The organism is Mycolicibacterium sp. TUM20985 (assembly GCF_030295745.1).
GTDB lineage: Bacteria > Actinomycetota > Actinomycetes > Mycobacteriales > Mycobacteriaceae > Mycobacterium.
Map to the genome: position 1 here is coordinate 2,676,822 of NZ_AP027291.1, position 26,528 is coordinate 2,703,349.

The 26,528-nt window shown below is 68.1% G+C and carries 23 protein-coding genes; 9 read left to right on the forward strand and 14 right to left on the reverse strand.

Annotation, left to right across the window (positions count from 1 at the left end):
- Positions 1 to 123: 123 nt before the first annotated feature.
- Complete coding sequence (locus tag QUE68_RS13215) at positions 124 to 2,385, forward strand: SulP family inorganic anion transporter (RefSeq protein WP_454786360.1); 2,262 nt, start codon at positions 124 to 126, stop codon at positions 2,383 to 2,385.
- Positions 2,386 to 2,397: 12 nt separating this feature from the next.
- Here the strand turns inward: QUE68_RS13215 and QUE68_RS13220 are convergent, their stop codons facing one another.
- Complete coding sequence (locus QUE68_RS13220; protein ID WP_284226546.1) at positions 2,398 to 3,099, reverse strand: SDR family oxidoreductase; 702 nt, start codon at positions 3,097 to 3,099, stop codon at positions 2,398 to 2,400.
- 127 nt (positions 3,100 to 3,226) lie between these two features.
- On the opposite strand from QUE68_RS13220, the gene lon reads away from it, so the two are divergent.
- The 6 genes from lon (at position 3,227) to QUE68_RS13250 (ending at position 11,500) form a co-directional block, all read left to right on the forward strand.
- Positions 3,227 to 5,548, forward strand: coding sequence for an endopeptidase La (gene lon, locus QUE68_RS13225; RefSeq protein WP_284226548.1), 2,322 nt, complete (start codon positions 3,227 to 3,229; stop codon positions 5,546 to 5,548).
- A 127-nt stretch (positions 5,549 to 5,675) separates the two neighbouring features.
- Positions 5,676 to 6,008 (forward strand): TfoX/Sxy family protein, encoded by a 333-nt coding sequence (locus tag QUE68_RS13230; protein WP_284226550.1) that lies wholly within the window; start codon positions 5,676 to 5,678, stop codon positions 6,006 to 6,008.
- A 38-nt stretch (positions 6,009 to 6,046) separates the two neighbouring features.
- Positions 6,047 to 6,694: an HhH-GDP family DNA glycosylase gene (locus QUE68_RS13235; protein ID WP_284226552.1), complete on the forward strand. Its 648-nt coding sequence runs from the start codon at positions 6,047 to 6,049 to the stop codon at positions 6,692 to 6,694.
- A 209-nt stretch (positions 6,695 to 6,903) separates the two neighbouring features.
- On the forward strand, positions 6,904 to 7,554 hold the full coding sequence (locus tag QUE68_RS13240) for a hypothetical protein (protein WP_284226553.1): 651 nt from the start codon (positions 6,904 to 6,906) through the stop codon (positions 7,552 to 7,554).
- On the forward strand, positions 7,554 to 10,712 hold the full coding sequence (locus QUE68_RS13245; RefSeq protein WP_284226554.1) for a helicase HerA domain-containing protein: 3,159 nt from the start codon (positions 7,554 to 7,556) through the stop codon (positions 10,710 to 10,712). The genes QUE68_RS13240 and QUE68_RS13245 overlap by 1 nt, the downstream gene beginning before the upstream one ends.
- Positions 10,709 to 11,500, forward strand: a complete 792-nt coding sequence (locus tag QUE68_RS13250; protein WP_284226555.1) for an SDR family NAD(P)-dependent oxidoreductase — start codon at positions 10,709 to 10,711, stop codon at positions 11,498 to 11,500. Before QUE68_RS13245 ends, QUE68_RS13250 begins: the two co-directional genes overlap by 4 nt.
- Before the next feature lie 2 nt (positions 11,501 to 11,502).
- Here the strand turns inward: QUE68_RS13250 and QUE68_RS13255 are convergent, their stop codons facing one another.
- The 11 genes from QUE68_RS13255 to QUE68_RS13305 all read right to left on the reverse strand — a co-directional run bounded on the left by QUE68_RS13255 (position 11,503) and on the right by QUE68_RS13305 (position 22,405).
- The gene (locus QUE68_RS13255; RefSeq protein WP_284226556.1) at positions 11,503 to 11,856 is read right to left on the reverse strand and encodes a VOC family protein; all 354 of its coding nucleotides are present in this window, start codon (positions 11,854 to 11,856) and stop codon (positions 11,503 to 11,505) included.
- 91 nt (positions 11,857 to 11,947) lie between these two features.
- Entirely contained in the window at positions 11,948 to 12,997 is a 1,050-nt protein-coding gene (locus tag QUE68_RS13260) for a substrate-binding domain-containing protein (RefSeq protein ID WP_284226558.1), read from the reverse strand.
- 42 nt (positions 12,998 to 13,039) lie between these two features.
- Positions 13,040 to 14,089 (reverse strand): substrate-binding domain-containing protein, encoded by a 1,050-nt coding sequence (locus QUE68_RS13265; protein WP_284226560.1) that lies wholly within the window; start codon positions 14,087 to 14,089, stop codon positions 13,040 to 13,042.
- Between the two features lie 58 nt (positions 14,090 to 14,147).
- Complete coding sequence (locus tag QUE68_RS13270) at positions 14,148 to 15,185, reverse strand: ABC transporter permease (protein ID WP_284226561.1); 1,038 nt, start codon at positions 15,183 to 15,185, stop codon at positions 14,148 to 14,150.
- Positions 15,182 to 16,723 (reverse strand): sugar ABC transporter ATP-binding protein, encoded by a 1,542-nt coding sequence (locus QUE68_RS13275; RefSeq protein WP_284226562.1) that lies wholly within the window; start codon positions 16,721 to 16,723, stop codon positions 15,182 to 15,184. Before QUE68_RS13275 ends, QUE68_RS13270 begins: the two co-directional genes overlap by 4 nt.
- Entirely contained in the window at positions 16,720 to 17,802 is a 1,083-nt protein-coding gene (locus QUE68_RS13280) for a zinc-dependent alcohol dehydrogenase (RefSeq protein WP_284226564.1), read from the reverse strand. Before QUE68_RS13280 ends, QUE68_RS13275 begins: the two co-directional genes overlap by 4 nt.
- Positions 17,796 to 18,563 carry an SDR family NAD(P)-dependent oxidoreductase gene (locus QUE68_RS13285; RefSeq protein ID WP_284226565.1) on the reverse strand — a complete coding sequence of 256 codons (768 nt, stop codon included), beginning with the start codon at positions 18,561 to 18,563 and terminating at the stop codon, positions 17,796 to 17,798. The genes QUE68_RS13280 and QUE68_RS13285 overlap by 7 nt, the downstream gene beginning before the upstream one ends.
- 32 nt (positions 18,564 to 18,595) lie before the next feature.
- Entirely contained in the window at positions 18,596 to 19,645 is a 1,050-nt protein-coding gene (locus QUE68_RS13290; protein WP_284226566.1) for an NAD(P)-dependent alcohol dehydrogenase, read from the reverse strand.
- The gene (locus QUE68_RS13295; RefSeq protein WP_284226567.1) at positions 19,642 to 20,283 is read right to left on the reverse strand and encodes a beta/alpha barrel domain-containing protein; all 642 of its coding nucleotides are present in this window, start codon (positions 20,281 to 20,283) and stop codon (positions 19,642 to 19,644) included. Before QUE68_RS13295 ends, QUE68_RS13290 begins: the two co-directional genes overlap by 4 nt.
- Positions 20,280 to 21,767, reverse strand: a complete 1,488-nt coding sequence (locus QUE68_RS13300) for an FGGY family carbohydrate kinase (RefSeq protein ID WP_284226569.1) — start codon at positions 21,765 to 21,767, stop codon at positions 20,280 to 20,282. Before QUE68_RS13300 ends, QUE68_RS13295 begins: the two co-directional genes overlap by 4 nt.
- Positions 21,764 to 22,405 (reverse strand): SIS domain-containing protein, encoded by a 642-nt coding sequence (locus QUE68_RS13305; protein WP_284226571.1) that lies wholly within the window; start codon positions 22,403 to 22,405, stop codon positions 21,764 to 21,766. Before QUE68_RS13305 ends, QUE68_RS13300 begins: the two co-directional genes overlap by 4 nt.
- Positions 22,406 to 22,537: 132 nt before the next feature.
- Here QUE68_RS13305 and QUE68_RS13310 point away from each other — a divergent pair, with 132 nt between their 5' ends.
- On the forward strand, positions 22,538 to 23,458 hold the full coding sequence (locus QUE68_RS13310; protein ID WP_284230920.1) for a sugar-binding transcriptional regulator: 921 nt from the start codon (positions 22,538 to 22,540) through the stop codon (positions 23,456 to 23,458).
- Positions 23,459 to 23,489: 31 nt separating this feature from the next.
- The gene (locus QUE68_RS13315; protein WP_284236084.1) at positions 23,490 to 24,260 is read left to right on the forward strand and encodes a GolD/DthD family dehydrogenase; all 771 of its coding nucleotides are present in this window, start codon (positions 23,490 to 23,492) and stop codon (positions 24,258 to 24,260) included.
- Positions 24,261 to 24,278: 18 nt separating this feature from the next.
- Here QUE68_RS13315 and QUE68_RS13320 read toward each other — a convergent pair whose 3' ends face one another.
- Positions 24,279 to 25,280: a LacI family DNA-binding transcriptional regulator gene (locus QUE68_RS13320; protein ID WP_284236083.1), complete on the reverse strand. Its 1,002-nt coding sequence runs from the start codon at positions 25,278 to 25,280 to the stop codon at positions 24,279 to 24,281.
- 5 nt (positions 25,281 to 25,285) lie between these two features.
- A complete protein-coding gene (locus QUE68_RS13325) occupies positions 25,286 to 26,527 on the reverse strand; it encodes an alpha-hydroxy acid oxidase (RefSeq protein WP_284236081.1) in 1,242 nt (413 codons plus the stop codon).
- Position 26,528 lies beyond the last annotated feature (1 nt).

Genomic DNA, 26,528 nt, shown 5'->3' on the forward strand with positions numbered 1-26,528 from the left:
CATCGTGGATGCCATAACTACTCTCGCACTTGACAATTGATTGCGTCCGCGTCAAATGGACAAACCGCGATCACCTCCGCCAGGTTCGAGTCCGTCGACCGGCGCCCCCGATGGGAGTTCGACATCTTGCAAGGCAAACAACATCGTGATCCTGCGGATGCGGGTCGACTAAGCGCGCTCTCCGAGCGATTTGCTCCCGTAGTGCGATATGACCTGCCCGCCTCGCTGGTGGTCTTCCTCGTCGCGCTGCCACTGTCTCTGGGCATCGCGATCGCCTCCGGTGCGCCGGCGATGGCGGGTCTGATCGCCGCCGTGGTGGGTGGCGTCGTCGCGGGCGCGCTCGGCGGATCACCGCTTCAGGTCAGCGGTCCTGCGGCGGGCCTCACGGTCATCGTGGCCGGTCTGGTCGCCGAGTTCGGTTGGAAGGTGACCTGCGCCATCACCGTGGCGGCAGGTGTTCTCCAGGTGCTGTTCGGTGTGAGCCGGATCGCCCGCGCGGCCCTGGCGATTTCACCGGTCGTGGTCCACGCGATGCTCGCCGGGATCGGCCTCACGATCGTCCTACAACAAGTCCACGTATTGCTGGGCGGCGACTCACAGAGTTCGGCTTGGCGCAACGTGCTCGAACTGCCGAACCAATTGTTCGGCGCCGACCGGCCGGGTCTCATCGTCGGTGCGCTGGTCATCGTCATTCTGGTGGGGTGGCGCTGGGTACCGAAGCGCATCAACAAGATTCCGGGGCCGCTCGTCGCGATCGTCGCGGCGACCGCGGTGGCCATGGTGTTCGCGCTCGACGTCGAGCGTGTCACGCTGGATGGGTCGCTGCTCGACGCCATCGCGCTGCCGGGCCTGCCGGACGGTAACTGGGGCGCCTTCGCCACCGGTGTGCTCACCGTCGCTCTGATCGCGAGCGTCGAGAGCCTGCTGTCCGCGGTGTCGGTCGACCGGATGCAGAACGGTCCGCGCACGAACTTCGACCGCGAACTAGTCGGCCAGGGAACGGCGAACATTGCGTCCGGCGCCCTGGGCGGCCTCCCCGTCACCGGGGTCATCGTGCGGAGCTCGGCGAACGTGGCCGCCGGGGCCAAGACCCGGGCGTCGGGAATCATGCACGGCATCTGGGTGCTGGTCTTCGCTCTCCCGTTCGCGGGGCTCGTCGAGGCCGTTCCCATGGCGGCACTCGCCGGTCTGCTGATCGTGATCGGGTTCCAGTTGGTCAAACGCGCACACATCGAGACGGCCAAGCGCACGGGCGACATCGCCGTCTACGCGGTCACCATCGTCGGTGTCGTCTTCCTCAACCTCCTCGAGGGCGTGTTGATCGGCCTCGCGCTATCGATCGCGCTGACGGTGTGGCGGGTGGTCCGCACCCGGATCGTGGCCGAACCCGCCGATGACGGCACGTGGCGCGTCGTCATCGAAGGCTCGTGCAGTTTCCTGTCGCTGCCGCGGCTCACCGGTGTACTCGCCTCGGTGCCGCCGGGAACCAAGGCGACGGTCGAGCTGTCGGTGGACTTCATCGACCATGCCGCGCACGAGGCGATCGACGATTGGCGCCGCCAGCACTGCGCAGGCGGTGGCACCGTGGACATTCGCCAACTGGGCTCCGTCGAGATGGCCAGCGCACTGGATGGTCCGCCGGTGCGCGACATCCAGGCCGTCGACGTACGCGCCGGCGTCATGCCGTGGAGCTCGTGGCAGGGCGAGGTCACGAATGGTCAACGCAGTGAGGGGGATTCGTCTGCGGTGCTGAACGGGTTGGCGATCTACCAGCGTCGAACGGCATCCCACATGCGCCCCCACCTGGAGAAGCTCGCCCACGCGCAGGAGCCGGAGACGCTGTTCATCACCTGCACCGACTCGCGGATCGTGCCCAATGTCATCACGAGTAGCGGACCCGGTGACCTGTTCACGGTGCGCAACGTCGGAAACCTGGTGCCGGCCGATCATCGGGATCCGTCGGTGGAGGCTGCCATCGCGTTCGCGGTCGAGAAGCTCGACGTCTCGTCGATCGTGGTGTGTGGGCACTCCAGCTGCGGGGCAATGCACACCCTGCTCGGGGGCAAGGCGCCGCGCAGCCCCGGTGAGCAGCACCTGTCGACCTGGCTGGCGTACGGCAATCCCACCCTCGGGGCGTTCGACGGCGGCGACCACCCGGTGGCCCGCGCGGCAGCCGAGGCCGGCTTCGGTCCGGTGGATCAGTTGAGCATGGTCAATGTGGCGCTGCAGGTCGAGACCCTCGTCCGTCATCCGCTCGTCGTCGACCCGCACCGGCGAGGGACGCTCGAGGTCTTCGGGGTGTTCTACGACATCGCCAGCGCGGTCGTCCTGCGCATCACGACCACCGGCGTCGACTCCTTCGAGCTGGCGGCGAACCCCGCGTGACGCGCGTGGCCGCTAACCCTGAACGGTGGGGCGGATGGTGATGTCGCCGATCTCGACGTCGGGCGGCTGCTCGATCGCGAAGGCGATGGCTCTCGCGACGGCGTCGGCCGGGATGCCGAAGTCTTGGGTGTGGAGTTCAGTGCGGACGTACCCCGGAGAGATCGAGGTCGTGCGCACCACACCGTCGGTGGACTCTTGGCGGAGCGCCTCCATGAAGGTGCGCACGGCGTTCTTCGTCGCCGCATAGGCGGCCATCGTGGGCACGATCTTGAGGCCGGCCGTCGAGACCGTCGTGACGAAGTGGCCGCTGCCCTGGCGTTGGAACACCGGCATGGCGGCGGCGACGCCGTAGAGCACGCCGCGGAGGTTGACGTCGATCATCGTCGACCAGCCGTCGACATCGCCGTCGATCACCGGGCCAAGGTGCGCGATGCCGGCGTTGGAGACGAGCACGTCGAGCCTGCCGAACTCGTCCACCGCCCGGCTGACGAGTCGCTCCAGATCGGGTCGTCGGGTCACGTCCGTCGGCTCGACGAGCACGTGGGCACCCCGCTGCCGCAGCTCGGAGGCGAGGCGGTCCAAGCGATCGGCCCGGCGCGCTCCGAGCACCACCCTGGCTCCCCGCCCCGCCAACAGCCGGGCGGTCGCCTCCCCGATGCCGCTACTGGCTCCGGTGATCGCCACGACCTTCTCGAGCTGAACTGGTGTGGTCATCCGAACTACGACCATCGATCCCGCACCCGTATTCCCAGTCACCACAGCGCGCGGCCGCCGAGGAACCGGGGAACAAACCGCACTGGCCCAGGGTTGAGCGCATCAGGCTGAACTTTGAAGGAGTCACATGTCTGAAAGCATCGCAGTGCCCGTGCTCTTCGTCAGCGAGCCGATCGTGCTGCCCGGGATGGTCGTTCCGGTCGAACTGGACGACGCCGCCAGGACCGCGGTCGACGCCGCACAGGCCAGCGAGAGCGGCAAGCTGTTGATCGCGCCGCGCCTCGAAGACCGCTACCCCACCTACGGCGTGATCGCGTCGATCGTGCAGGTGGGCCGCATCCCCGGTGGTGGTGCCGCCGCCGTCGTCCGCGGTGAGCGTCGGGCCCACATCGGCTCCGGGACCACCGGACCCGGCGCGGCACTGTGGGTGGAGGTCACCGAGGCGACCGAGGTCGAACCGACCGACGAGACCAAGGCGCTCGCCGCCGAATACAAGAAACTCCTGCTGGCGATGCTTCAGCGCCGCGAGGCATGGCAGATCGTCGACGTGGTCAACAAGATCAGCGACCCGTCTGCGCTCGCCGACACCGCCGGCTACGCGTCGTACCTCACCGACGTCCAGAAGCGCGAGCTGCTGGAGACCGAGGACGTGGGGCAGCGGCTGCGGCTATTGATCGACGTGACCGCCGAACACCTCGCCGAGACGGAGGTGAACGACAAGATCGCCGACGACGTCCGCAGCGGCATGGAGAAGACGCAGAAGGAGTTCCTGCTGCGCCAACAGCTGGCCGCGATTCGCAAGGAGCTCGGCGAGGGCGAACCCGACGGGTCCGACGACTACCGCGCCCGTGTCGAGGCCGCCGATCTGCCCGAGAAGGTGCGCGAGGCCGCGCTGCGCGAGGTGGGCAAGCTGGAACGCTCTAGCGAGCAGAGCCCCGAGGGCGGCTGGATCCGGACCTGGTTGGACACCGTGCTCGACCTGCCGTGGAACGTCACGACCGAGGACTCGACCGATCTGGCGTCGGCCCGGGAGATCCTGGACGCCGATCACCACGGGCTCGACGACGTGAAGGATCGCATCGTCGAGTACCTGGCCGTGCGCGCCCGTCGTACCCAGCGGGGGCTGCAGGTCGTCGGGGGCCGTGGTTCGGGCGCCGTGATGGTGCTGGCCGGCCCTCCCGGCGTGGGCAAGACCTCGCTCGGTGAGAGCGTGGCGCGGGCGCTGGGCCGCAAGTTCGTGCGCGTCGCCTTGGGTGGCGTGCGCGACGAGGCGGAGATCCGCGGTCACCGGCGCACCTACGTCGGCGCGCTGCCGGGTCGGCTGGTCCGGGCGATCGGCGAGGCGGGCTCGATGAACCCCGTCGTGCTGCTGGACGAGATCGACAAGGTGGGTTCCGACTACCGCGGCGATCCGAGTGCGGCGCTGCTCGAGGTCCTGGACCCCGCGCAAAACCACACGTTCCGCGACCACTACCTGGATCTGGATCTGGACCTGTCGGACGTGGTCTTCCTGGCCACGGCCAACGTGATCGAGAACATCCCGTCGGCGCTGCTGGACCGGATGGAACTGGTGCAGATCGACGGCTACACCGAAGACGACAAGGTGGCCATCGCGCGTGACTTCCTGCTGCCGCGGCAGCGGGAGCGGGCGGCGCTGACCGCTGAGGAAGTCGAGGTGACGGATGTCGCGTTGCGGAAGATCGCGGCCGACTACACCCGCGAGCCCGGTATGCGTCAGTTCGAGCGCTTGCTGGCCAAGGCGTTGCGCAAGGCCACTACCAGGTTGGCCAAAGCTGACGAACCATTGGTGATCGATGAGCCCGATCTCGTTGACTACCTTGGCCGTCCGCGCTTCACGCCGGAGTCCGAGGAACGGACCGCGGTGCCCGGCGTGGCGACCGGTCTGGCCGTCACGGGGCTCGGTGGTGACGTGCTCTTCATCGAGGCGAACGCCAACGACGGGGACGCCGGCCTGCAGTTGACCGGTCAGCTGGGTGACGTGATGAAGGAGTCGGCGCAGATCGCGCTGTCCTACGTCAAGGCGCACGCCGAGCAGTTGGGCGTCGACCGTGCAGCGTTGGATCGGCAGATCCACGTCCACTTCCCCGCGGGTGCGGTGCCGAAGGACGGTCCGTCGGCAGGTGTCACGATGGTCACGGCCCTGGTGTCGATGGCCACCGGGCGGAAGGTCCGCTCCGATGTCGGCATGACCGGTGAGGTCACGCTGAACGGTCGGGTGCTGCCGATTGGTGGGGTGAAGCAGAAGCTGCTCGCTGCCCAGCGGGCCGGCCTGAAGACGGTGTTCATCCCGCAGCGCAACGAGGCCGATCTGGACGACGTCCCGGCCGAGGTGCTCGACGCGCTGGAGGTGAAGCCGATGACCGACGTCGCCGACATCGTCGCCCAGGCGTTGGAGCCGGCGGAGGCGGCAGCCACCGTCGCGGCCTGACACACGACCGCGAGCAGACGCAAAGGGCCCTGATCGAGTCGGTTTCAGGGCCCTTTGCGTCTGCTCGCGCAGAAGCAGAGGAGCGGAGAAGCTGGGCTGGACGCCGGCGACGTGAGAACCTCGAGGCATGGCCTACGACGAGGAGCTGGCCAACCGCGTCCGTGAACTCTTCGCCGCCGTGGGTGGGGTCGAGGAGAAGCGGATGTTCGGCGGGCTGGCGTTCCTCGTCGGGGGCAACATGGCGGTGTGCGTCAGCGGTAGCGGTGGGTTGATGGTTCGCGTCCCCGCCGAGCAGACCGACGCACTGACCGCACGCGACCACGTCGAACCAATGATCATGGGCGGCAAGGAGACCCGAGGCTGGATCAGGGTGACCACCGACGGGCTGACGACTACGCGCCGCCTGGGTGCCTGGGTCGACCGCGGTACCGCCTACGCCTCCAGCCTGCCCGCCAAGTAGCGGCGTTTCCCGTCGCCGCCACCGGGTATCACCGCGCCATGGCCACCAGCGACTCCAGCCAGAACGACACCGCGAATCGACTCCTCAAGGTGGCGGGTAAGACCTACGCCGACGAGGCAGGTATCACGATGAAGGACACGCCGATGCCGCTGTTCCAGTTGCTGGTGCTGTGCATGCTGGCCAGCAAGCCGATCGATGCGGGCATCGCGGTCGAGGCCGCTCGCGAGCTGTTCCACGCCGGTCTCCGCACGCCCGACGCCGTGCTCGACGCCGAGCGCCAGACGATGATCGACGCCTTCGGCCGCGCGAGCTATGCCCGCTACGACGAGAGTTCGGCGACGCGGCTGGTCGAGATGGCGCGGCTGGTCCGCGACGACTTCGACGGCGACCTACGCAAGTTGGCCGAGGCCGCCGACGGGGACGCTGCCAAGGCGGCCACGCTGCTTCAGCGCTTCAAGGGCATTGGCGCGACGGGCGCCGACATCTTCCTGCGTGAGGTGCAGGACACCTGGACGTGGGTTCGGCCGCGCTTCGACGACCGTGCCCTGGATGCCGCGAAGCGCCTCGGCCTGCCGACCGATCCGCAGGAGTTGAGCCGGCTCGCCACGGGCGGCAACGCCCAACTGGCCGCGGCGCTGGTGCGCGCCGCCCTCGACGATGACGTGCGGGCCGCCGTGACCGGCTGACGCCCGACACGCGCGGCCGAGGCGTAGGACACAATGGGCACCCAACGGTGCAGGGGGTCGCGTGAGCTCAGTGGCATGCGGGGAACCGCTGTCGTTGGCGCATCTCCCCTCCCGCCAGGTCGTCAGGCTCGAAGGGGTCACCGCCGCGGGTGCTCGCCGTCATCGAACGCCTGCTATCCAAGAAGAGAAAGCGATGAAGGGAACCTGCCGTGATCGTCGACCCCGAGGAACTGACCGGCACCAAGCAGGCCGTGCTGCTCGTTCTGATGGCCGAGGCGCGAGCCGTCCGCAATCCCGAACTCGCAGCGCTGGGGCCAGAATTGAAGAAGCAGGACCGTGACGAGCTGGTCCGGCGCGGCCTGATCGAGGTCTCGACGGAGAACCGCGCGATGGTGTTGGAGCTGACCGACCGGGGCTGGGCGACGTGCGCGGCGATCATCGGTGCCGAGGTGCCTGCACAGTCGAAGGGTCAGGGCAAGGCGCTCTACACCGTCCTGCGCGCACTCCGCCGCTACTTCGACCGCGAGGGTCTCAAGCCCGGCGAGGTCTTCTTCCCGCTCGACGACAACGCGCTGGCCGGCGAACCCGACGTCCTGGGTGACGAGGTGGAGGAGAAGGTGCGCGCGGCCTACGTCCGACTGGCGGCGCGCTCGGGTGGTTGGGTCGACCTGGTCCGGCTGCGGCAGGACCTCTTGGAGGTGTCGCGGCACGACCTGGATGCCGCGCTGACCCGGATGTACCGCATCCCGGGGGTCAGCCTCGTGCCCGAGGAGAACCAGAAGACGTTGACCGCCGAGGATCACGCCGCCGCCGTGTCGATCGGCGACCAGGCCAAGCACCTCATTGCGATCGAGATCTGATGGATCCACGCGAGAGGGAGGCCCTGAGCTCATTGCGGCTGTCGTGGGCGCCGACCGCCGACGACCTGTGGCACGCCCAAGGCGCTCTGCACGTGCCCGGCTTCAACGACAAGGCCCTCGACGAGGTGATGTCCGCGTTCGGCGACGCCGGCCGCGAGCAGCAGTCCAGCCCGCTCGGCGTCGTCGTGCAGGGCCCGGCCGGTTCGGGAAAGACCCACCTGCTCGGGCAGGTGCGCGAACGGGTCCAGGACGCCGGCGGATTCTTCTTCGTCGTCGAGCTACTCGACGCCACCAGCTTCTGGGAGTCCGCTCGCAGCAGCATCCTTCGCAGTTTGAACCGACCCGCCAAGGGCCGGGAGACGCAGCTCAAGGAGCTGCTCTACCAGCTGTGCTCGGTGGCGCACGTGTCCCGGGTGGACCGCAAGGCCATCATCGGCGACGACCCCCTGACCCCCGAGGTGTTGACCTCGTTCGTCAACGCGCTGCGCACCGCAGACCCGGCGACGGTCGGACAGACGCGCCACACCCTTCGCGCGCTGGTGCTGTCCGGGGCACTGGACTTCGACGTCCAGGACGTCGGGCAGGCGTATCTCAACTCTGCCGAGGACGTCGACGACTCCGGGCGCCGGGAGTGGTCCCTCGGGGTGTCGACCCTGTCCCCGCAGGAACTGGTGCGCGACATCTCGTGGCTCGTCGCGCTGGCCGGTCCGTCGGTGTTGGCGATCGACCAGATCGACACCCTTCTCGCCCAGGGCGCCGATCGCGCCGACCCGGCTGCGCGGGCCGGCGGGGCCGTCGACAACAGCGACGTGGAACACGTTGCGCACGGGCTGATGTCGATCCGGCAGAACATGCGCCGGACCGCCGCGGTGGTGGCGTGTCTGCCCACCGCGTGGGAGTCGATCCGCCTGCGCGCCACCGCGACCGTCTCCGACCGGTTCCGCGAGGCGACGAAGCTTCAGGGCCTGCCGAGCCCGGACATCGGTCGCGCCATCCTGGAGCGGCGATTCACCGCCAGCTACCGAGCGATCGGCTTCACGCCGCCGTACCCGAGCTGGCCGATCCTTCCGTCGGCGTTCGACGACGCCCCGGACTACACACCCCGCATGCTGCTCAAGCGCGCCGACACCCACGTCAGGAGCTGTCTGGACCGCGACGTCGTCGGCGAGTTGGCGCACCTGCATGCACCGTCGGTGGTGGACGCGCCAGTAGATCAGCCGTCCGCCGACGCAGGCACCGAGCTGGACCGCCGGTTCGCCGACTACCGGCGACGGGCGGTCGGTGCGGCCGCGCTCGATCCCGAGGGCGAGGACACCACGGTGCCGAGCCTGCTGTCCGCTGCCCTCGACGCCTGGATCACCGAACGGGGTGACACCGAGCAGTCGTTCCGGCTCGACCCGCCACCTCCGGCCCGGCAGGCGCATCTGCACGGTCGGCTTCGGCAGAGCCTGGATGCCGGGGGCGACGACGAGCGGCATTGGGGTTTCCGCGCGATCGCCGCCACGCATGCCGGCGCCGCGCAGAGCCGAATTAGGAATGCTTACGCCGCAGCGGGTTTCGGCACGAACCTGAACAAGCGCAAGCTCTTCCTCCTGCGCAACACGCCATGGCCCAGCGGCGTCAAGACCGCCGCCCTGGTCGCCGACTTCGAGGCGGCGGGCGGTCGCACGCTCGCCCTGTCGGAGGACGACCTGCGCACCCTGTCGGCGTTGCGGGATCTGATCGTGGACAACGATCCCGGGCTACCCGGATGGTTGCAGGCGCGCAAACCCGCCCACGGGCTGAGCTTCCTGCGGCATGCCCTCGGCGAGGGCGCCGGGCCCATGCCCGATCCGCCAACGGTGCACGAACCGGACCCCGCGCCCGAAACCGAGGCCGCCGGGCCGCTACCGCGGGAGCACTCCCCCACCGCCATCACGTTGGGCACCGACGACACCACGGGTGAACCGTTGAGCGTGAACCTGCTCGCGTTGCGCAAGCACACCGCGATCTTCGCGGGCTCGGGGTCGGGCAAGACCGTGCTCATTCGGCGGCTCGTCGAGGAGTGCGCCCTGCGTGGCGTGTCGTCGATCGTCCTGGACCCGAACAACGACCTCGCCCGCCTCGGCGAGCCGTGGCCCGAGCCGCCGCAAGGGTGGAACGTCGCCGATACTCCGCGTGCCGACGAGTACCTGGACAACACCGACGTCGTGGTGTGGACTCCGGGGCGGGCCGGCGGCAGACCCCTGTCGTTTCAACCGCTCCCGGACTTCGCCAGCGTGGCCGACGACCGCGACGAGTATCACGAAGCCGTCGAATCCGCTTTCGCCGCACTGGAATCCCACGCCCTCATCACGGGTAAGACGCCCAAGGCCAACCAGTCCCGGGCGGTCTTGCGGGAGTCGCTGCAGTGGTACGGGCGCCAACCGTCGCCGACCCTGCGCGGCTTCCTCGCGGCGCTGGCCGACCTGCCCGACGGCGTCAGCGTGATCGCCAATGCCGGCGAACGGGCCGCCGAGCTCGGTCAGAACCTGCGGGCGGCAATGGTCAACGATCCGATGTTCGGCGGTGACGGCACGCCCGCCGATCCCGGGATACTGCTTACGCCGCCGCCCGGCTATCGCGCCAGGGTGTCGGTGATCAGCCTGGTCGGTTTGCCGAACGACCAGCAGAAGGCGGGTTTCGTCAGCCAGCTGCAGATGGCGCTGTTCGCGTGGATCAAGCGCAACCCCGCGGGCGATCGACCCCTTGGCGGACTGCTCGTAATGGACGAGGCGCAGAACTTTGCGCCGTCGGGGCGTAGCACGGTGTCACTGCAGAGCACGTTGGCGTTGTCGTCGCAGGCCCGCAAGTACGGGCTGGGCCTGGTGTTCGCCACGCAGTCCCCGCGAGGGCTGCACAACAACATTCCTGGCAACTCCGCCACGCAGTTCTACGGGCTGCTCAACTCGCCCAACCAGATCACGGTCGCCCAGGAATTCGCTCGCGTCAAGGGCGGGTACGTGTCGGACATCAGCAGACTGCGGGCGGGCAATTTCTACGCCGCGCTCGAAGGCACCGCATTCCACAAGATCACCACACCCTGGTGTCTCTCGCAGCATCCCCACAGTCCGCTCACCACCGAAGAGGTCTTGGACCTGGCCCGACGACCGTTGCGAGACAAGGATCGACGGTCGTGAAGATCACTGCGGGGCAGGTGGCGGTCGTGACCGGTGGCACGAGCGGTATCGGCTTCGCCCTGGCCGATTCGCTGGCGGCCCGTGGTGTGCACGTCGTGATCGCCGACGTGCGCGACGAGTCGATCCCGCCCGCCGTCGAGGCGCTGTCGTCACACGGCGTCGACGTCGTCGGTATGCGCACCGACGTGGGCGTCGAGGCCGAGGTTCAGTCGCTCGCCGACGCCGTCGTCGAGAGATTCGGCCGGGTGGATCTGGTGTGCAACAACGCCGGGGTCGTCTGCGAGCTGGCGCCGATGTGGGAACAGAGCGTCGAGACGTGGCGCTGGCTCGTCGACGTCAAGCTGATGGGTGTGGTGCACGGTGTGCGGGCCTTCGCCCCCATGTTCATCGCACGGGGTTCGGGACACTTCCTCAACACCGCGTCGGCAGGTGGGCTGATGGCGCTGCCCATGATGACGCCGTACAACGCCACGATGCACGCGGTGGTCGGCCTGACCGAGACGCTGGACGCCGAGTTGCGTTCGCTGTCAACCAATCTGGGCGCGACGGTGCTGTGTCCCGGCCTGGTCAACACCGCGCTGGGATCCCACTCCGCGGCAATCGCCCCGCCGGGTGTCACCACGCTTCCCGCGGACTCGGGCATCATCACCGGCGGCGACGAGCCGTCGGTCATCGCCGAGGCGGCCCTCGCGGCCGTGGCGGCCGGCCGCGTGCACGCCGTCGTCGGCGCCGGTGCAGACCCGGCGGCGCGCGGCCGTGTCGACGCGCTGCTGGCCGACCTCGGCTGAGGTCAGTAGTCGACGCGAAAGTTGCCGATCAGCCGGATCAGGTTGCCGTCGGGATCGCTCAACGTGGCCAACTCGACGCCTTTGTTGACGCCCTCGACCGCACCTGGTTCGAGCCCGAGACTCGTAGCCTCGCCGACGTGCGCCGCCAGGTCGCTCACGGCGAAGTTCACCAGGCCCGAACCCGCCCGCTCCGCGTCGACGAACACCTGCAGCCAGCCGCCCGGCACCACCTGCCACTCGGCCAGCACCGGCATGGGTTCGTTGTCGGCGGGGCGGCCGAAGAGCTTCTGGTACCACGCCTTCGAGACGTCGAGATTGGATACCGGCACGACAGACAGCACGTGTTGAAACGACATGTCAGTACAGACCTCTCGGGCTCGTAGAACTCATCGGCTACGAAGGCGGGACCGACCACGCCGTGGCCGGTCCCGCTTCGTTCGAATCAACTTACGGCTGCTTCTGCCCGGGAATTCCCTCGTAGGCGATGTCACCGCTCTTGAGGTTCTGCGCGGTCAGCTCGCCGAGGCCGTCGAGGAACTTCTGGCGCTCGGTCACCACGTGCTGGATGGCGACGTCGACGTTGTCCTTGGTGATGGCGGGCATCACGTAGACGGGCTCCTTGTTGACGTCCTCCTTCTTGACCAGCGCGTTGGCGACGGCGAGACCGGCGGACAGTTCGACGGTGCCGTTCTGCAGTGAGGTGCCGATGAACTCGCCGCTCTTGACGGCGTTGAGGCCGTCCTCGATGCCGTCGATGCCGACGATCGGCACGTCGGTGCGGTTGGCTTCCTTCAGTGCCTGCAGGGCGCCGAGGCCCATGTCGTCGTTCTGCGAGACGACGCCGTTGACCTGCGGTCCGAAGCTGGAGATCCAGTTCTTCATCTTGTTGACGGCTTCGTCACGCTTCCAGTTGGCCGTGTCCTTGGCCAGCACCTTGATGTCGGGGTACTTGGCCAGCACCTGGTCGATGCCCTTGCCGCGGTTGATCTCACCGGAGCCACCGAGGGGGCCCTGCAGGATCACGATGTTGCCCTTGCCGCCGAGGCGGTCGGCCATCATCTGCATCTCCTGCGCGCCCGCCGCCACGTCATCCGGCTGGACGTTGCCCGCGAGGTCGGGGCTGTCCAGCGCGGCGTTGACCGCCAACAGCGGAATGTCCTTGGCCTTGGCCGCCTGGATCTGCGGTGCGAGCGAATCCGCTTGCACCGGAACGACGATGATGGCCGCCACGCCCTGGTTGATCAGCGAGTCGACTTGGCTGGCCTGGGTGGACACGTCGTTGTTGGCCGAGTTCCACACCAACTCGATGTTGTTCGCCTTGGCGTAGGTCTCCATGCCCTCCTTGCCGGCGGTGATGAACGAGCTCATGTCGTACACCGTGACACCGACCCGCGTGGTGTCACTGTTGGCCGCGGTGTCACCCGCGCCGCACGCGGTCAGGCCAAGGCCTAGCAGGCCCGCCGAGGCGATGACGCCCAGCTTGATCGTAACTCTCATAGGTGATGTCTCTCTTCGTTGAATAGGTTGTCGGACAAAAGATTACGGTTGCGTCTGCCCTGGGATGCCCTCGTAGGCGATGTCGCCGGTCTCGAGGTTCTTCTTGGTCAGCTCGGACAGACCGGCGAGGAACTCAGCCCGCTTGGTGACGACGTGCTCGATCGCGACGTCGACGTTCGCCTGGGTGATTGCGGGCATGATGTAGACCGGCGCGGTGTTCACCTTCTCGCCCTTCGCCAGCGCGTTGGCGACGGCCAGCCCGGCGGACAGTTCGACGGTGCCGTTCTGCAGTGAGGTGCCGATGAACTCACCGCTCTTGACGGCGTTGAGGCCGTCCTCGATGCCGTCGATGCCGACGATCGGCACGTCGGTCCGACCGGCTTCCTTCAGCGCCTGCAGGGCACCGAGGCCCATGTCGTCGTTCTCGGCGACCACGCCGTTGATCTGCGGCCCGAAGCCCGAGATCCAGTTCTTCACCTTGTTGACTGCCTCGTCGCGCTTCCAGTTGGCCGTGTCCATCGCCAGCACCTTCATCTCGGGGTACCTGGCCAGCACGTTGTTGATGCCCTTGGTGCGGTCGAGCTCGCCGGACTGGCCGAGCGGGCCCTGCAGGACGACGATGTTGCCCTTGCCGCCGAGCTTGTCGGCCATCATCTGCATTTCCTGCTCACCGGCCTTGACGTCGTCCGGCTGCACGTTGCCGGCGATGTCCTTGCTGTCCAGCGCGGCGTTGACGGGAACCAGCGGGATGTCCTTGGCCTTGGCCGACGCCACCTGCGGCCCCAGCGAATCCGCCTGCACCGGAACGACGATGATGGCGTCGACGCCCTGGTTGATCAGCGAGTCGACCTGGGTGGCCTGGGTGGAGACGTCGAGGTTGGCGGAGTTCCACACCAGCTCGATGTTGTTGTCCTTGGCGTACTGATCCATCCCCTCCTTGCCCGCGGTGATGAACGAGCTCATGTCGTAGACCGACACGCCCACCCTGGTCTTGCCGCTGTTGGCCTCCGTGTCACCGGCGCCGCAGGCGGTCAGGCCGAGGCCCAGCAATCCGGCCGAGGCGATGGCGACGAACTTCGTTGTTTGTCTCATGTGGTTTCTCATTCTCGTGTAGTCGAAGGGTTGGACGAACAGGTTGTCTGGCTGCCGATCACGTACGTCTTCTGGTCGACCAGACGTCGACCGCCACCGCTGCGACGATCAGGACGCCCTTGATCACGTCCTGCCAGTAGGCAGGCACGACCAGGATGTCCAGTCCGTTGTTCAGCGTCTGAATGATGAACAGGCCCAGCACCGTTCCCCAGATGGTGCCGCGACCGCCCATCAGGCTGGCACCGCCGATCACCACCGCGGCGATGGCGTCGAGCTCATAGCCCTGGCCGAGGTTCGGTGGACCCGAGATGACACGGGAGGCCAGCATCACGCCGGAGATGCCCGCCAGCAGCCCGGACAGCGCGTAGACGCTGAACAAGACGTTCTTGGCGTTGATGCCGGCGATCTCCGACGCGTTGCGGTTTCCGCCGACGGCGTACACGCGCATGCCATAGGTGGTCCGCTTCATCACGATTGCTAGCACGACGATGCCGAGGATCATCACGAGCACGGGGATCGTCAGGCCGAGGATCTTGGTGTTGGCGATGGACCCAAATTCGGCGGGCAGCCCGTTGATCGGCGCGCCGCCACCGATGACGTAGGCCAAACCCGAGCCAGCCGTCAACGTACCCAATGTTGCGATGAAGGGTGGAACGTTGATGCGCGACACCAGGATTCCGTTGATGGAGCCCACTATCAGGCCGACCGCCATCGCCACCAGCACGGTCATCCAGACCTGGCCGGGATTGGCCTTGGCCGTCGCCGCACCCGCCATCGCCGACACCGCGATCACGCTGCCCACCGAGAGGTCGATGCCGCCGGTGAGGACCACCAGCGTCTGGCCCAGGGCGATCAAGGCGAACGGAGCGGCCGCGACGAGGATGGTGACCAGGTTGTCGACCGTGCCGAATCGCGCACTGCGATAACTGAAGTACGCGATCACCATCAGCATGATGATGACCATCGAGTAGCGCAAGGCGATACCGCTGATCCACTCGCGGGAGAACAGCCGGACCGGCTCACCGGTCGTCGGTGACGTGACGACCGGCGCCTTGGACGGGCCTGCCGTGTCTTCGGTGTCGACTGGGGTGGTCATGATGCTGCCTCCGGATCTGGGTTCGAATCGTGCGTGGGTCCGTCGAGTGCGGTGGCCAGGCGGAATACCGACTCCTGCACGGAGGGGTGGTCGAGCGCGTCGCGGTCGAGTTCCCCGACGAACGCGCCGTCGCGCATGACGAACGCGCGATGCGACAGCCCGATGATCTCCGGCATGTCGGACGACGCCATCACCACGGCCATTCCCGCCTCGGCGAATTCGGTGATGATGCGGTAGATCTCACTGCGCGCACCGACGTCCACCCCGCGGGTGGGTTCGTCGAGCAGCAGCACGTTGACCTCACCGGTGAGCCAGCGGGCCAGCACCACCTTCTGCTGGTTGCCGCCCGAGAGCGTGCCCACCGGCTGGCTCAGGCCGCTGCTGCGCAACCGCACCGACTCCATCACGTCGGACACGGCCTTAGTACGCGCCTTGCCGCGCAGCCAACCCGCGACGCTGAACGAGGACAGCCGCGGAAGCGACCCGTTGTCCAGCACGCTCATCGACAGCACGACACCGGAGATCTTGCGGTCCTCGGGGACCATCGCCATGCCCTCGGTGATCGCGGCGGCGGGTGCGTTGCGCTTGACCTTCTTGCCGCGTACGACGATCTCGCCCGAACTTGTGTGCCTGGCGCCGAAGATGGCCTCCAGCAGTTCGGTTCGTCCTGCGCCGACCAAACCGGCCAGACCGAGGATCTCCCCGGAGTTGACCGAGAACGACACCGGCTTGGAGGCGCCGTCGACCACGAGGTCGCGAACCTCCAGCACGGGCTCGGACTTGGGCGGCACGCGCGGGGGGAACAGGGCATTCAACTCACGGCCGATCATCGCGGTGACGATGTCGTCGTCGGTCACCTCGGCGACCGTCTCGTCGAGGATCAACCCACCGTCCCGCAACACCACCACGCGATCGGCGATGGCACGGATCTCGGCCATCTTGTGGGTGGTGTACACCATCGCCACGCCGTGCTCGCGCAGTCGTCGCACGATGCCGTAGAGGCCTTCGACCTCGCGCTCGGAGATCGCGGAGGTCGGCTCGTCGAGCATCACGACCTGCGCACCGGTACGGGCGGCCTTGACGATCTCGACGATCTGCCGCAGGCCGACGGGCAGGCCGCCCATCCGCGCGGTCGGAGAGATGTCGACCCCGAAGACCGCCAGAGCTTCCTTCGCCTCGCCGATCATCGCCCGGCGGTTGAGGAAGGGTCCGGTCTTGATCTCCCGGCCCACGAACAGGTTCTCGTACACGGTCATGTCCTCGATGGAGGCCAGCTCCTGCGGGACGATGGCCACGCCGTGGCGAACCGCGTCGCGCGGGTTGCCCGGTGCCAGGTGGGCACCCGCCACGGTGACCGAACCGGAGTCCGCACTGTACTGGCCGCTGACGATCTTCATCAGCGTCGACTTGCCCGCGCCGTTCTCACCCGCCAGGGCCGTGACCGTCCCTGGTTGGAGGTTCAACGTGATGCTCTCGAGGACCGGGACACCACCGAAACTCTTGCTGATGTCGACGCATTCGAGGATGGCTGAGCTCATGGCAGACTCCCTGATGAACTGGCGGCGACGGCAACCGGAGCCTCGTCGCGACCGCCCATGGTGACGAGGACCTTGACGTTCTCCGGATCCGCCGAGGCGGTGAAGGCTTCGGCGGAGTCCTCGAACGCATAACGGGCGCTGATGATCTCGTCGATGGGTACGGCGCCGGCGGTGAGGAGGTCGATGGCCGCGGTGAAGTCCTCCCTGACGTACATCAGGTTGCCGATCAGTGACAGTTCGCGGTCCTGGACGAGGTCCAGACGGACGGGGGTGGCTCCGGCGGCCACGCCCACGATCATGATCGCGCCGCCCTTGTCGACCAGCTCGATGGCCTGGGCCACCGAACTCTCCCTGGCGACGCAGTCGATCACGACGGCAGCGGGCCCGCCCATGACGGCGAGTGCGGTGTCGACCGCATCGGGGGCGGTCGGGTCGAAAGTGCCTGCGGCACCAAGACGTTCGGCACGATCCCGCTTGGAGGCGAGCAGGTCCGCGACGATCACCTTGGCGCCCGCTTCGCGGGCGGCCAGCAGGACGAACAACCCGATGGGTCCCGCACCGATCACGACGACGGGGCGCCCGCGCAGATCACCAACCGCCTCGGCGGCACGGCGCACGGCGTGGATCGGGGTAGCCAGCGGCTCGACGAGGATGGCGTGGTCGTCGTCGAAGTCGGGGTTGAGCGCAATGACGCGGTCGACGGCGACGGTGAAGCTGTCGGCGAGGCCACCGGGTGTCTGGCAGCCAAGCACCAGGAGGTCGCGGCAGATGTTGTATCGCCCCGCCCGGCACTGGGTGCAGTGGCCGCAGGCCAGGTTGGGTTCCACGACGACGCGGGCGCCGATCCAGGAGTCGTCGACCCCGTCCCCCACGGCATCGACGACGCCGACGACCTCGTGCCCTGGCCGGTACGGCAGGTCGATGAACGGGTGGTGGCCACAGGCGGCGTGCAGGTCGGACCCGCAGATGCCGACGACGGTGCCGCGGATGCGGACTTCGCCGGCCACGGGTGCGGCCTCGGGCACGCTCTCGAAGACGACGTCCTCCAAGGAGTTGACGACGACGCGACGGTTCACCATGCGGTGTATCCCCCGTCGGCGACCAGCACGGAGCCGGTGATGAACGAGGCGGCATCGCTGGCGAGGAACACCACGCTCGGTGCGATCTCCTCCGGCATCGCGTACCGCTGCTGGGGCGCGTCGTCGATCCAGTACCGCTTGAGATCGGGCCGGTCCACCGGTGCCATCTCGGTCTTGCAGTAGCCCGGTGCGACGGCATTCACCCGGATGCCGAGCGGAGCCCATTCGGCGGCAAGGGATTTCGTGAGGTGGTGAACCGCCGCCTTGGAGGCGTTGTAGGCAGGCTGCATCTGGGGCCGGTTCACGATGAGGCCCGACATCGACCCGATGTTGACCACCGAGCCGCTACCGCGTTCCCGCATGTGGGCACCGACGGCCAGGGAACATGCCCACAGCGCCTTGACGTTCAGGTCGAACACGTCATCCCATTGCTGTTCGGTGACGTCCCACGATTCGGCGTGGTAGCAGGTGCCTGCGTTGTTCACCAGGATGTCGACCTGGCCCAGGGCGTCGACGGCCTCGGCGGTCATCCGCTCGACGTCGGCCTGGCTGGTGATGTCGGCGGTGATCGGATGCATCGTGTGCCCGGCGCTGGCGGCCTCCGCCACGACCTTCGCGTTGCGCTCGCCACTACGGCCGGAGATGGCCACGGTGGCACCCGCTTCGGCGAGGCCGAACGCGAAGGCCTTGCCCAGGCCCTGGTTTCCCCCGGTGACCAGCGCGGTGCGGCCGGTCAGGTCGAACGGCGAACGGGTATTCACGACTGTGCCTTCCTTCATTGCGGGCCGACCCTTCATGTCGGCACGACGATCGATTTGAGGCTGGCCGGATCGGTGTCGCTGTCCAGCGCCTGGCCCACGTGTTCGAGGTCGTATCTTCCGGTCACCATGCCATCCAGGTCGACGGCCCCGGAGGTGACCAGATGTATTGCCGCAGGCCAGGTGTCGGTATAGCGAAACACCCCCGTCACGGTGATCTCCATGTTCTGGACGTAGCCGACGGGTAGCGTCACGTCGCCAGAACCCATGCCGACGAGGACCACGTGGCCGGCCGGTCCGACCGCCTTGATGCCGCTGACCACCGCGGGTGCCGCGCCACTGGCGTCGACGAACGCGTCCACCTGAGGATCGAGCGCTGCGACGTCGTCGACCATCGGGTCGATCACCTCGGTGGCGCCGAAGCGTAGGGCGCTCTCCCGCCGTGACTCGAGAGGATCCGATACGACGACCCTGGCGGCGCCGAACGCGCGGGCGGCCTGGGCGCACATGACGCCGATCGGTCCGGCACCGGCAATGAGGATGGACGATCCGGGCGCCACGTGTGCCTTGCGCATGGTCGTGACCGCCACCGACAGCGGCTCGAGGAGGGCGGCAGCCTCATCGGACATGGAATCCGGTACCGGGTGGGCGAATTCGGCGTCGATCGTCACGTAGCGGCAGAACGCACCATCGATCGGCGGGGTGGCGTAGAACTCCATGTAGGGGCAGAGGTTGTAGCGCCCGGCCATGCACTGCTCGCACCGACGGCAGGGATGCTGCGGCTCGACGGCGACCCGCTGCCCGACGCGGGTCGGGTCGACGCGATCGCCCACGGCCGAAATGCGACCCGCCAGCTCGTGGCCGAGGACCATCGGCTGTTCGACGACGAAGTCGCCGATCCGTCCGTGGCGGTAGTAGTGCACGTCGGAGCCGCAGACCCCGACCGCGGCCACCTCGACCAGCACCTCGTGCGGGCCCGGCGTCGGGACGGCCCGGTCCTCGATCTCGAGTGTGCCGACCCCGGTCATCACGCTGGCCCGCATGGTCTCGGCCGGTGGCGAGGTGGGTGAAATCTCGTTGCTCATATCGCTTCCCTTCGTTCGGAGGTCAGTAGGGCCCGGCCGACGATCACCTGTCGTACGCCGGCTGCGGCGCAAAGGGGGGCGATCTCCTTCGTCACGCCGCCGTCGACCGCCACGGGTAGTCCAGTGAATTGCGTCGTGCACGCGGTGACCAGACCCAGCCGTTCCAGACGACAACTGTCCTTGGTGCCCGGCTCGATGAGCATCACCAGCACGCCGTCGGGATCGGTGGGCCACCGAGGATCCCCGAGGCCGTCCCATTCGCGCCATACGGCGATCCACGCCCGGCCGCCGTGCGCGCGGATCGCCTGCACCCGCTCGGCGGTGAACGCCGACCAGGGCAGGAACACGACACCTGGTTGCAGGGCCAGGATCTTGGGTAGCACGGCGTCGACGAAGTCGACGGATCCGATCAGGTGAACTCCGATCCTCTCCCGGTCGACGGCCGACGAGATCATTTGCAGCTCAGCCAGACTCACGCCCTGCGGCAGGCCTTCCGATACCGCCATCACGTCGACGTGGACGTCGAGTCCGCCGTCGGCCAGCGTCTGCGCGGCCGCAACCCTGGAGTCGGGCGCCGCGTACACGGACCCCGCCAGGAGACCGGGAAAGTCGTGGTGCCACGTCGCGAGCGCGGTCACGGCGCCCCTCCGCCTTCGAGCATCGGCGACGCCGCGAGGGCCGCCCACCGCTCCCGCAGCGCGCCGACGTTGCGGCCGTGCTGGCGGGGCTGCACACGGGCCCTGGCGTCGGGCAGCCATTGCTTGGCGAGGTCGACCAGCCCGGCGCGGTCGGAGCGCGAGGCGACGGCCGCCGCCTGGATGCAGGCGCCACGGGCGGTCGCCTCGTCGACGTCGGGCAGCGTGACCTCGTCGTCGATCAGGTCCGCCAGCAGTTGAAGGGTTGCCGGTGACCGGGCTCCTCCGCCGACAGCCGTTGCGGCGCCGCCGAGTTCGACACCGCACGCCAGGAGGCCGTCCCGTCCGGATAAGAGCGACAGCAGCGGACCCTCGACGAAGGAACGGGCCAGTTCCTCGCGGGTGGTCAGCGAGGTGACATCGGCCAAGACACCCCGCGCGTCCGGCCGGTCGGGTGTGCGCTCACCGTCGAGGAACGGCACCAACACCGGGCCCTGGGCGGGTCCGGCGGCCAGCGCGAGCGCGGAGATGCCAGCAAGGTCGGTGCCCAGCAGCACGGCTGCCCGGTCGACCACCCGCGCAGCGTTCAGCGTGCTCATCAAGGGGAGATACCCGCCCGTCATGTCGGCCACACCATCGACGGCGCCGGTCGTGTCGAACACTGGGCCCCGCGAGGACGTCGCGATCACACCGGAGGTGCCGATGCCGAAGTATTGGTCGCCGTCTGTGAGTCCCAGACCCAGGTACGCCGCGTGCTGGTCGCCGCCACCCGCGCCGACCGACACGTCCCGGCCGAGACCGAGTCGAGCGGCCTTCTCGGGCAGGACGGTGCCGGCCACTTCGGTGGGTCCGAGCACGGTCGGCAGTTTGGACGACCAGTTGCGGTCACCGGCGGCCAGCTCGAGGTAGGACGGAATCCATTGTCCTTCAACGGTATCGAAGTAGCCCGTACCGGATGCGTCGGAGCGGTCGGTCACCTTCTGCCCGGTGAGCCAGTAGGTCAGGTAGTCGTGTGGCAGCAACACCGTCGCCACGCGGTCGAGCAGGCCGGGCTCGTGTTCGGCGACCCATGCCAGCTTGGCGATCGTGAACGCGGCGGTCGGCAGCGTGCCGATGCGCATCACCCACCGGCGGGCGCCGATGCGCTCGACGAGGCGGGCCAGATGGGGTGCGCCGGTGGTGTCGTTCCACAGTTTGGCGGCGCGCAGCACCTCGCCGGCACCGTTGAGGAGGACCAGCCCGTGACACTGCGCCGCGACCGAGACCGCACGGACGTCGGGCCGCTCGTCGCACCGGCCCATGGCTTGGCTCGACGCCGCGACGAACGCGTCGATCCAGTCGCTCGGGTGCTGCTCGCTGCGAGGCGGGAACGCCGGAGGGTGCGGCGCCGCGCCCGAGCCCATGAGCCGCCCCGTCGCGAGGTCGCGGATCTCGACCTTGCACGACTGGGTCGACGAGTCGACGCCCATCACCGCGGAAACCGTCATGCGCCGCGCACCACCGGTGCAGCGTCGTCACCGGGGAGGTGTCCCCGGACGCCCACGCCGCCTGCGGGGTGGCTGTCGATGACGTCGCGGACGGTATGGCCACGCATCGACATCGTCACCACGGCGACCGCGTCACTCCACGCGCCAACGGCGAGAGTGCTTGCCATGGCGATCATGTCGCCCGGGTCGGCGTCGGCGGGGGTCGGGGGAAGTGCGGCCACGCTCGCGGCGGCGGCGGCGAACGGGGAGGTGGGACTCTCGGTCACGGCGACGACGTGGATGCCTCGTCGGCCGAGTCGTTCGACGAGATTGGTCAGCTCTTGGCTCTGCCCCGTCTTGGAGATCGCGACGACGAGGTCGGAGGTCGTGATCGCGCCCATGCCGCCGTGCAGGGCGTCCATCGAGGGTAGGTACACCGCGGGTGTCCCGCAGACCGACAGGAGGTGGGCCAGGCGCTCGGCCATGATGCCCGAGGTGCCGGACCCGGTGGTGACGACCTTGCCGGTGATGCCGATCATCTGGTGTGCCACGGCGACGACGCTGGACTCCACGGCCCCGACCAGCGCAGTCAATGTCGCTGCCTCACGGGATAACACGGCGCTGGCCACGGAGACTAGGCCAGTGTCGTCTTTGCTCATCTGCAAACCCCGAAGCTCGTGTGATTGCTTGTGATGTGGATCATGCAATGCATATGCTCACATGTCAACGCCGCTGCACATATGTGCAGAGGTGGGATGAGCGAGCGGCTCACGATTCACCGGAGGCGGCCGATGGGACCCGACGAGTTGTTCCAGCGCGCGGTGATCGCCCGTCGCTACTACCTGGAGGGACGCACCCGGATCCAGATCGCCGAGGAGTTCGGGCTGTCCCGGTTCAAGGTCGCCAGGATGCTCGACGAGGCCGTCGAGTCGGGCATGGTCGAGATCAAGATCCACAATCCGGGCGCCATCGACGTCGAGCTCTCCACCGCCCTGCAACGCGAGTACGGACTCGAGCATGCGTATGCCGTAGCGGCCGACTCGAGCAATGCCACCGACCACGTCGACGCGGTCGCGAAGGCGATGGCCGAACTGCTGCAATCGATTCTGCGCGCCGGTGACGTCGTCGGCGTCGACTGCGGCCGCACCCTGACCCACATCGCCCCGTACCTGACGTCGCTACCGCGCTGCGACGTCGTGCAACTCACGGGGATGGCGGGTCCGATCACGTCGAACGGCACCGACCTGGTGCGGCGGATCAGCGAAGTCAGCGGCGGCGAGTCCTGGCCGTTGTACGCGCCCCTCGTCGTCACCGACGCGCGGACCGCCAGCAGCCTGGGCGACAACCTTCAAATTCGCGAGGCGATCGACCGTCAATCGTCGGTCAGCTGCGCGATCGTGTCCGTGGGCGCGTGGAGCCCCGGTGCCTCGCAGGTGTACGAGTCGCTGTCGGCCGAGGAGACCCGATCGCTCGGGAAGGCGGGGGTGTGCGCGGAGACGTGCGCACTCCTGCTCGACGCCGATGGCCGACGGGTCCCCGGGCTGGACGAACGCAGAATGGGCGTTGCAGAACACGTGCTGCGGGGTATTCCGACGAGGATCGCCATCGCCGCAGGCAAGGAGAAGGCGGCCGCCACCAGAGCTGTACTCAAATCCGGGCTGGTGTCGTCGGTGGTGACCGACGTGGACATCGCCACCGCCGTCCTCGATTGAGTTGTCCACGAACCGAAGGAGAAGTTGACTGATGTCCCAAACGAGCCAACCCGTAGTGGATTTCGACTTCCGGTTGGATGGTTCGGTGGCTCTGGTGACCGGCGGTGCGTCGGGAATCGGTGCGGCGATCGCGGCCGCCCTGGCCGCCAAGGGTGCCCGGGTGGCCGTCGTCGACCTGAATGAGGCGGGTGCCACCGAGGTCGCCGCACGCCTCCCAGATAGCCGCGGATTCGGTTGCAATGTCGCCGAGTCCGATTCGGTGACCGCCGCGGTCGACGCCGTCATCGCGGAGTTCGGCCGGATCGATGTCCTGGTCAACAGTGCAGGTGTCGCGAGACTCGCACCGGCGGAGGACCTTTCGTTGGCGGACTGGGACTCCACGATGGCCATCAACCTCAAGGGCACCTTCCTGATGTGTCAGACGGCGGGCAGGCACATGCTGGCCGCGGGCCGTGGCGCCATCATCAACATGGCGTCACAGGCCGCCAGCGTGGCGATCGACGAACACGTCGCCTACTGCGCCTCGAAGTTCGGGGTCGTCGGGATCACGAAGGTGCTCGCCACCGAGTGGGCAGGTCGTGGTGTGCGGGTCAACAGCATCTCCCCCACCGTCGTGCTGACCGACCTTGGCATCAAGGCGTGGGACAACCCCAAGGGCGATGCGCTCAAGAAGCTGATTCCGACCGGTCGGTTCGCCTATCCCGATGAGATAGCCGCTGCGGCAGTCTTTCTCGCCTCGGGAGCCGCGGCCATGATCAACGGTGCCGACCTGGTGATCGACGGCGGCTACACGATCAAGTAGCAGTGGATGCGGGCCGCGTCAGAGTGCAGTCGATGCGCGGGTCACCAGTTCCGGGCTGAACACCACATGCTGAGGTTCGCCCGCCGGTGTCTCGGCGGCTGCAAGCAGCAGTTCGACAGCCGTCGACCCGATGTCCGCACTCGGCTGGCGGATCGACGACAACGCCACGGCCGCTGAGCGGGCGAAGTCGATGTCGTCGTAGCCGATCACCGCGACGTCGTCGGGTACGCGCAAGCCGCCGGTGGTCAACGCCTGCAGCATCCCGATCGCCAAGAGATCATTGGCGCAGAACACCGCATCGGGTCGCCGCTCGGCGGGCATGGCGCACAACCGCTCACCGGCCGCCCGTCCCGCCAGCACGCTGGGTTCCTCGGTGGGCATCACGTCCAACGTGGTGCCGGGGTGCTCTTCGGCGGCGGCCCTGGCGCCGGCGAGGCGGTCGGTGACCTGCCGCAGGGTCAGCGGTCCGCCGACGAACGCGATGTGCGATCGGCCCGTCTCACAGAGGTGCCCGATGGCAAGCCGACCGCCGGCGACGTCGTCGACGGCCACCGACGCGAATTCGGTGCCCGCACCGTCGCGGTCGACGAGCACCACCGGCACACCGCGCCGGCGAAGCGCGCGGAGGCGATCGAGGTGCTCGCCGACCGGTGAGATCAACAACCCGAAGACGCGTTGCTCCTCGAAGGTGTCGAGATAGGCGCGCTCGCGCTGCGAATCGTCGTCGGACGTGCCCAGTAGCACCACCAGATCACTGCGGGCGGCCCGTCGTTCGGCAGCCCGGGCCACGTCGGTGAAGAACGGGTTGCCGACGTCGAGGACCAAGAGCCCGACGCAGCGCGACCGGCCCGCCCGCAGCTGTCGGGCGGCGTCGTTGCGAACGAAGCCCAACTCGTCGATCGCGGCGAGCACCCGCGCGACGGTCGCCGGTGCCACCCGTTCGGGGGCGTTGAGCACGTTGGACACCGTGCCGACGGACACCGACGCCGCTGCGGCGACGTCGCGAATCCCGGCGGGCACGAACGCTACTCGCCGGCCAGGGAACGAGGCGCCAACCGCACCAGCTGTGTGACGTGCCGGGGACCCAGCTCCTCCAGACGCGTCACGCCGAGCAGCCGCATGGTGCGCTCGACCTGGTCGGTGAGGATCTCGATGGCACGGTTCACTCCCGCCTCGCCGCCCGCCATCAACCCGTACAGGTACGCCCGGCCGATCAGCGTGAAGCGGGCGCCCATGGCCACGGCGGCCACGACGTCGGCACCGGACATGATGCCGGTGTCGAGGATGATCTCGACGTCGTCACCGACCTCGGCGACCACCTCGGGCAGCAGGTGGAACGGGATCGGAGCCCGATCCAATTGTCGTCCACCATGATTGGACAGGATGATGCCGTCGACGCCGAGATCGGTGACCGCCCGCGCATCATCGACCGTTTGTATGCCCTTGACCACGAACTTGCCGGGCCACTGGGACTTGATCCAGGCGAGGTCCTCGAACGTGACGGTGGGATCGAACATGGTGTCCAGCAGTTCGGCCACGGTGCCCGACCAACGGTCGAGCGAGGCGAACGCCAGCGGTTCGGTGGTCAGGAAGTCGAACCACCACTGCGGCCGCGGCAGCGCGTTGGCGATGGTGCGCAGCGTGAGCGCGGGCGGTATGGACATGCCGTTGCGCTTGTCGCGCAGGCGGGCGCCGGCGACGGGAACGTCGACGGTCACCAGCAGGGTGTCATAGCCCGCCGTCACCGCGCGTTCGACGAGCGCCATCGACCGGTCGCGGTCCTTCCACATGTAGAGCTGGAACCAGTTGCGGCCCAACGGGTTCGCCTTCTTGACGTCCTCGATGGCCGTGGTGCCCATCGTGGACAGCGAGAACGGGATGCCGGCCTTCGCCGCCGCGTGGGCGCCGGCGATCTCGCCCTCGGTGTGCATCATGCGGGTGAACCCGGTCGGTGCGATGCCGAACGGCAGGCTCACCGGCGCACCGAGGACGTCCCATCCGGTGCTGACCTTCGACACGTCGCGAAGGATGGCCGGATGGAACTCCACGTCGGAGAACGCTTGCCGCGCCCGCGCGATGGAGAGTTCGGCCTCCGCGGAGCCGTCGGTGTAGTCGAACGCCGCCCGCGGGGTGCGGCGCTTGGCGATGCGGCGGAGATCCTCGATCGTCAGCGCCTTGTCGAGCCGGCGCTTGGTGGCGTCGAACTCCGGTTTCTTGAACTGCATGAGCGGCGCGAGATCGTTCCAGTTGGGAATCCTTCTCTCCATG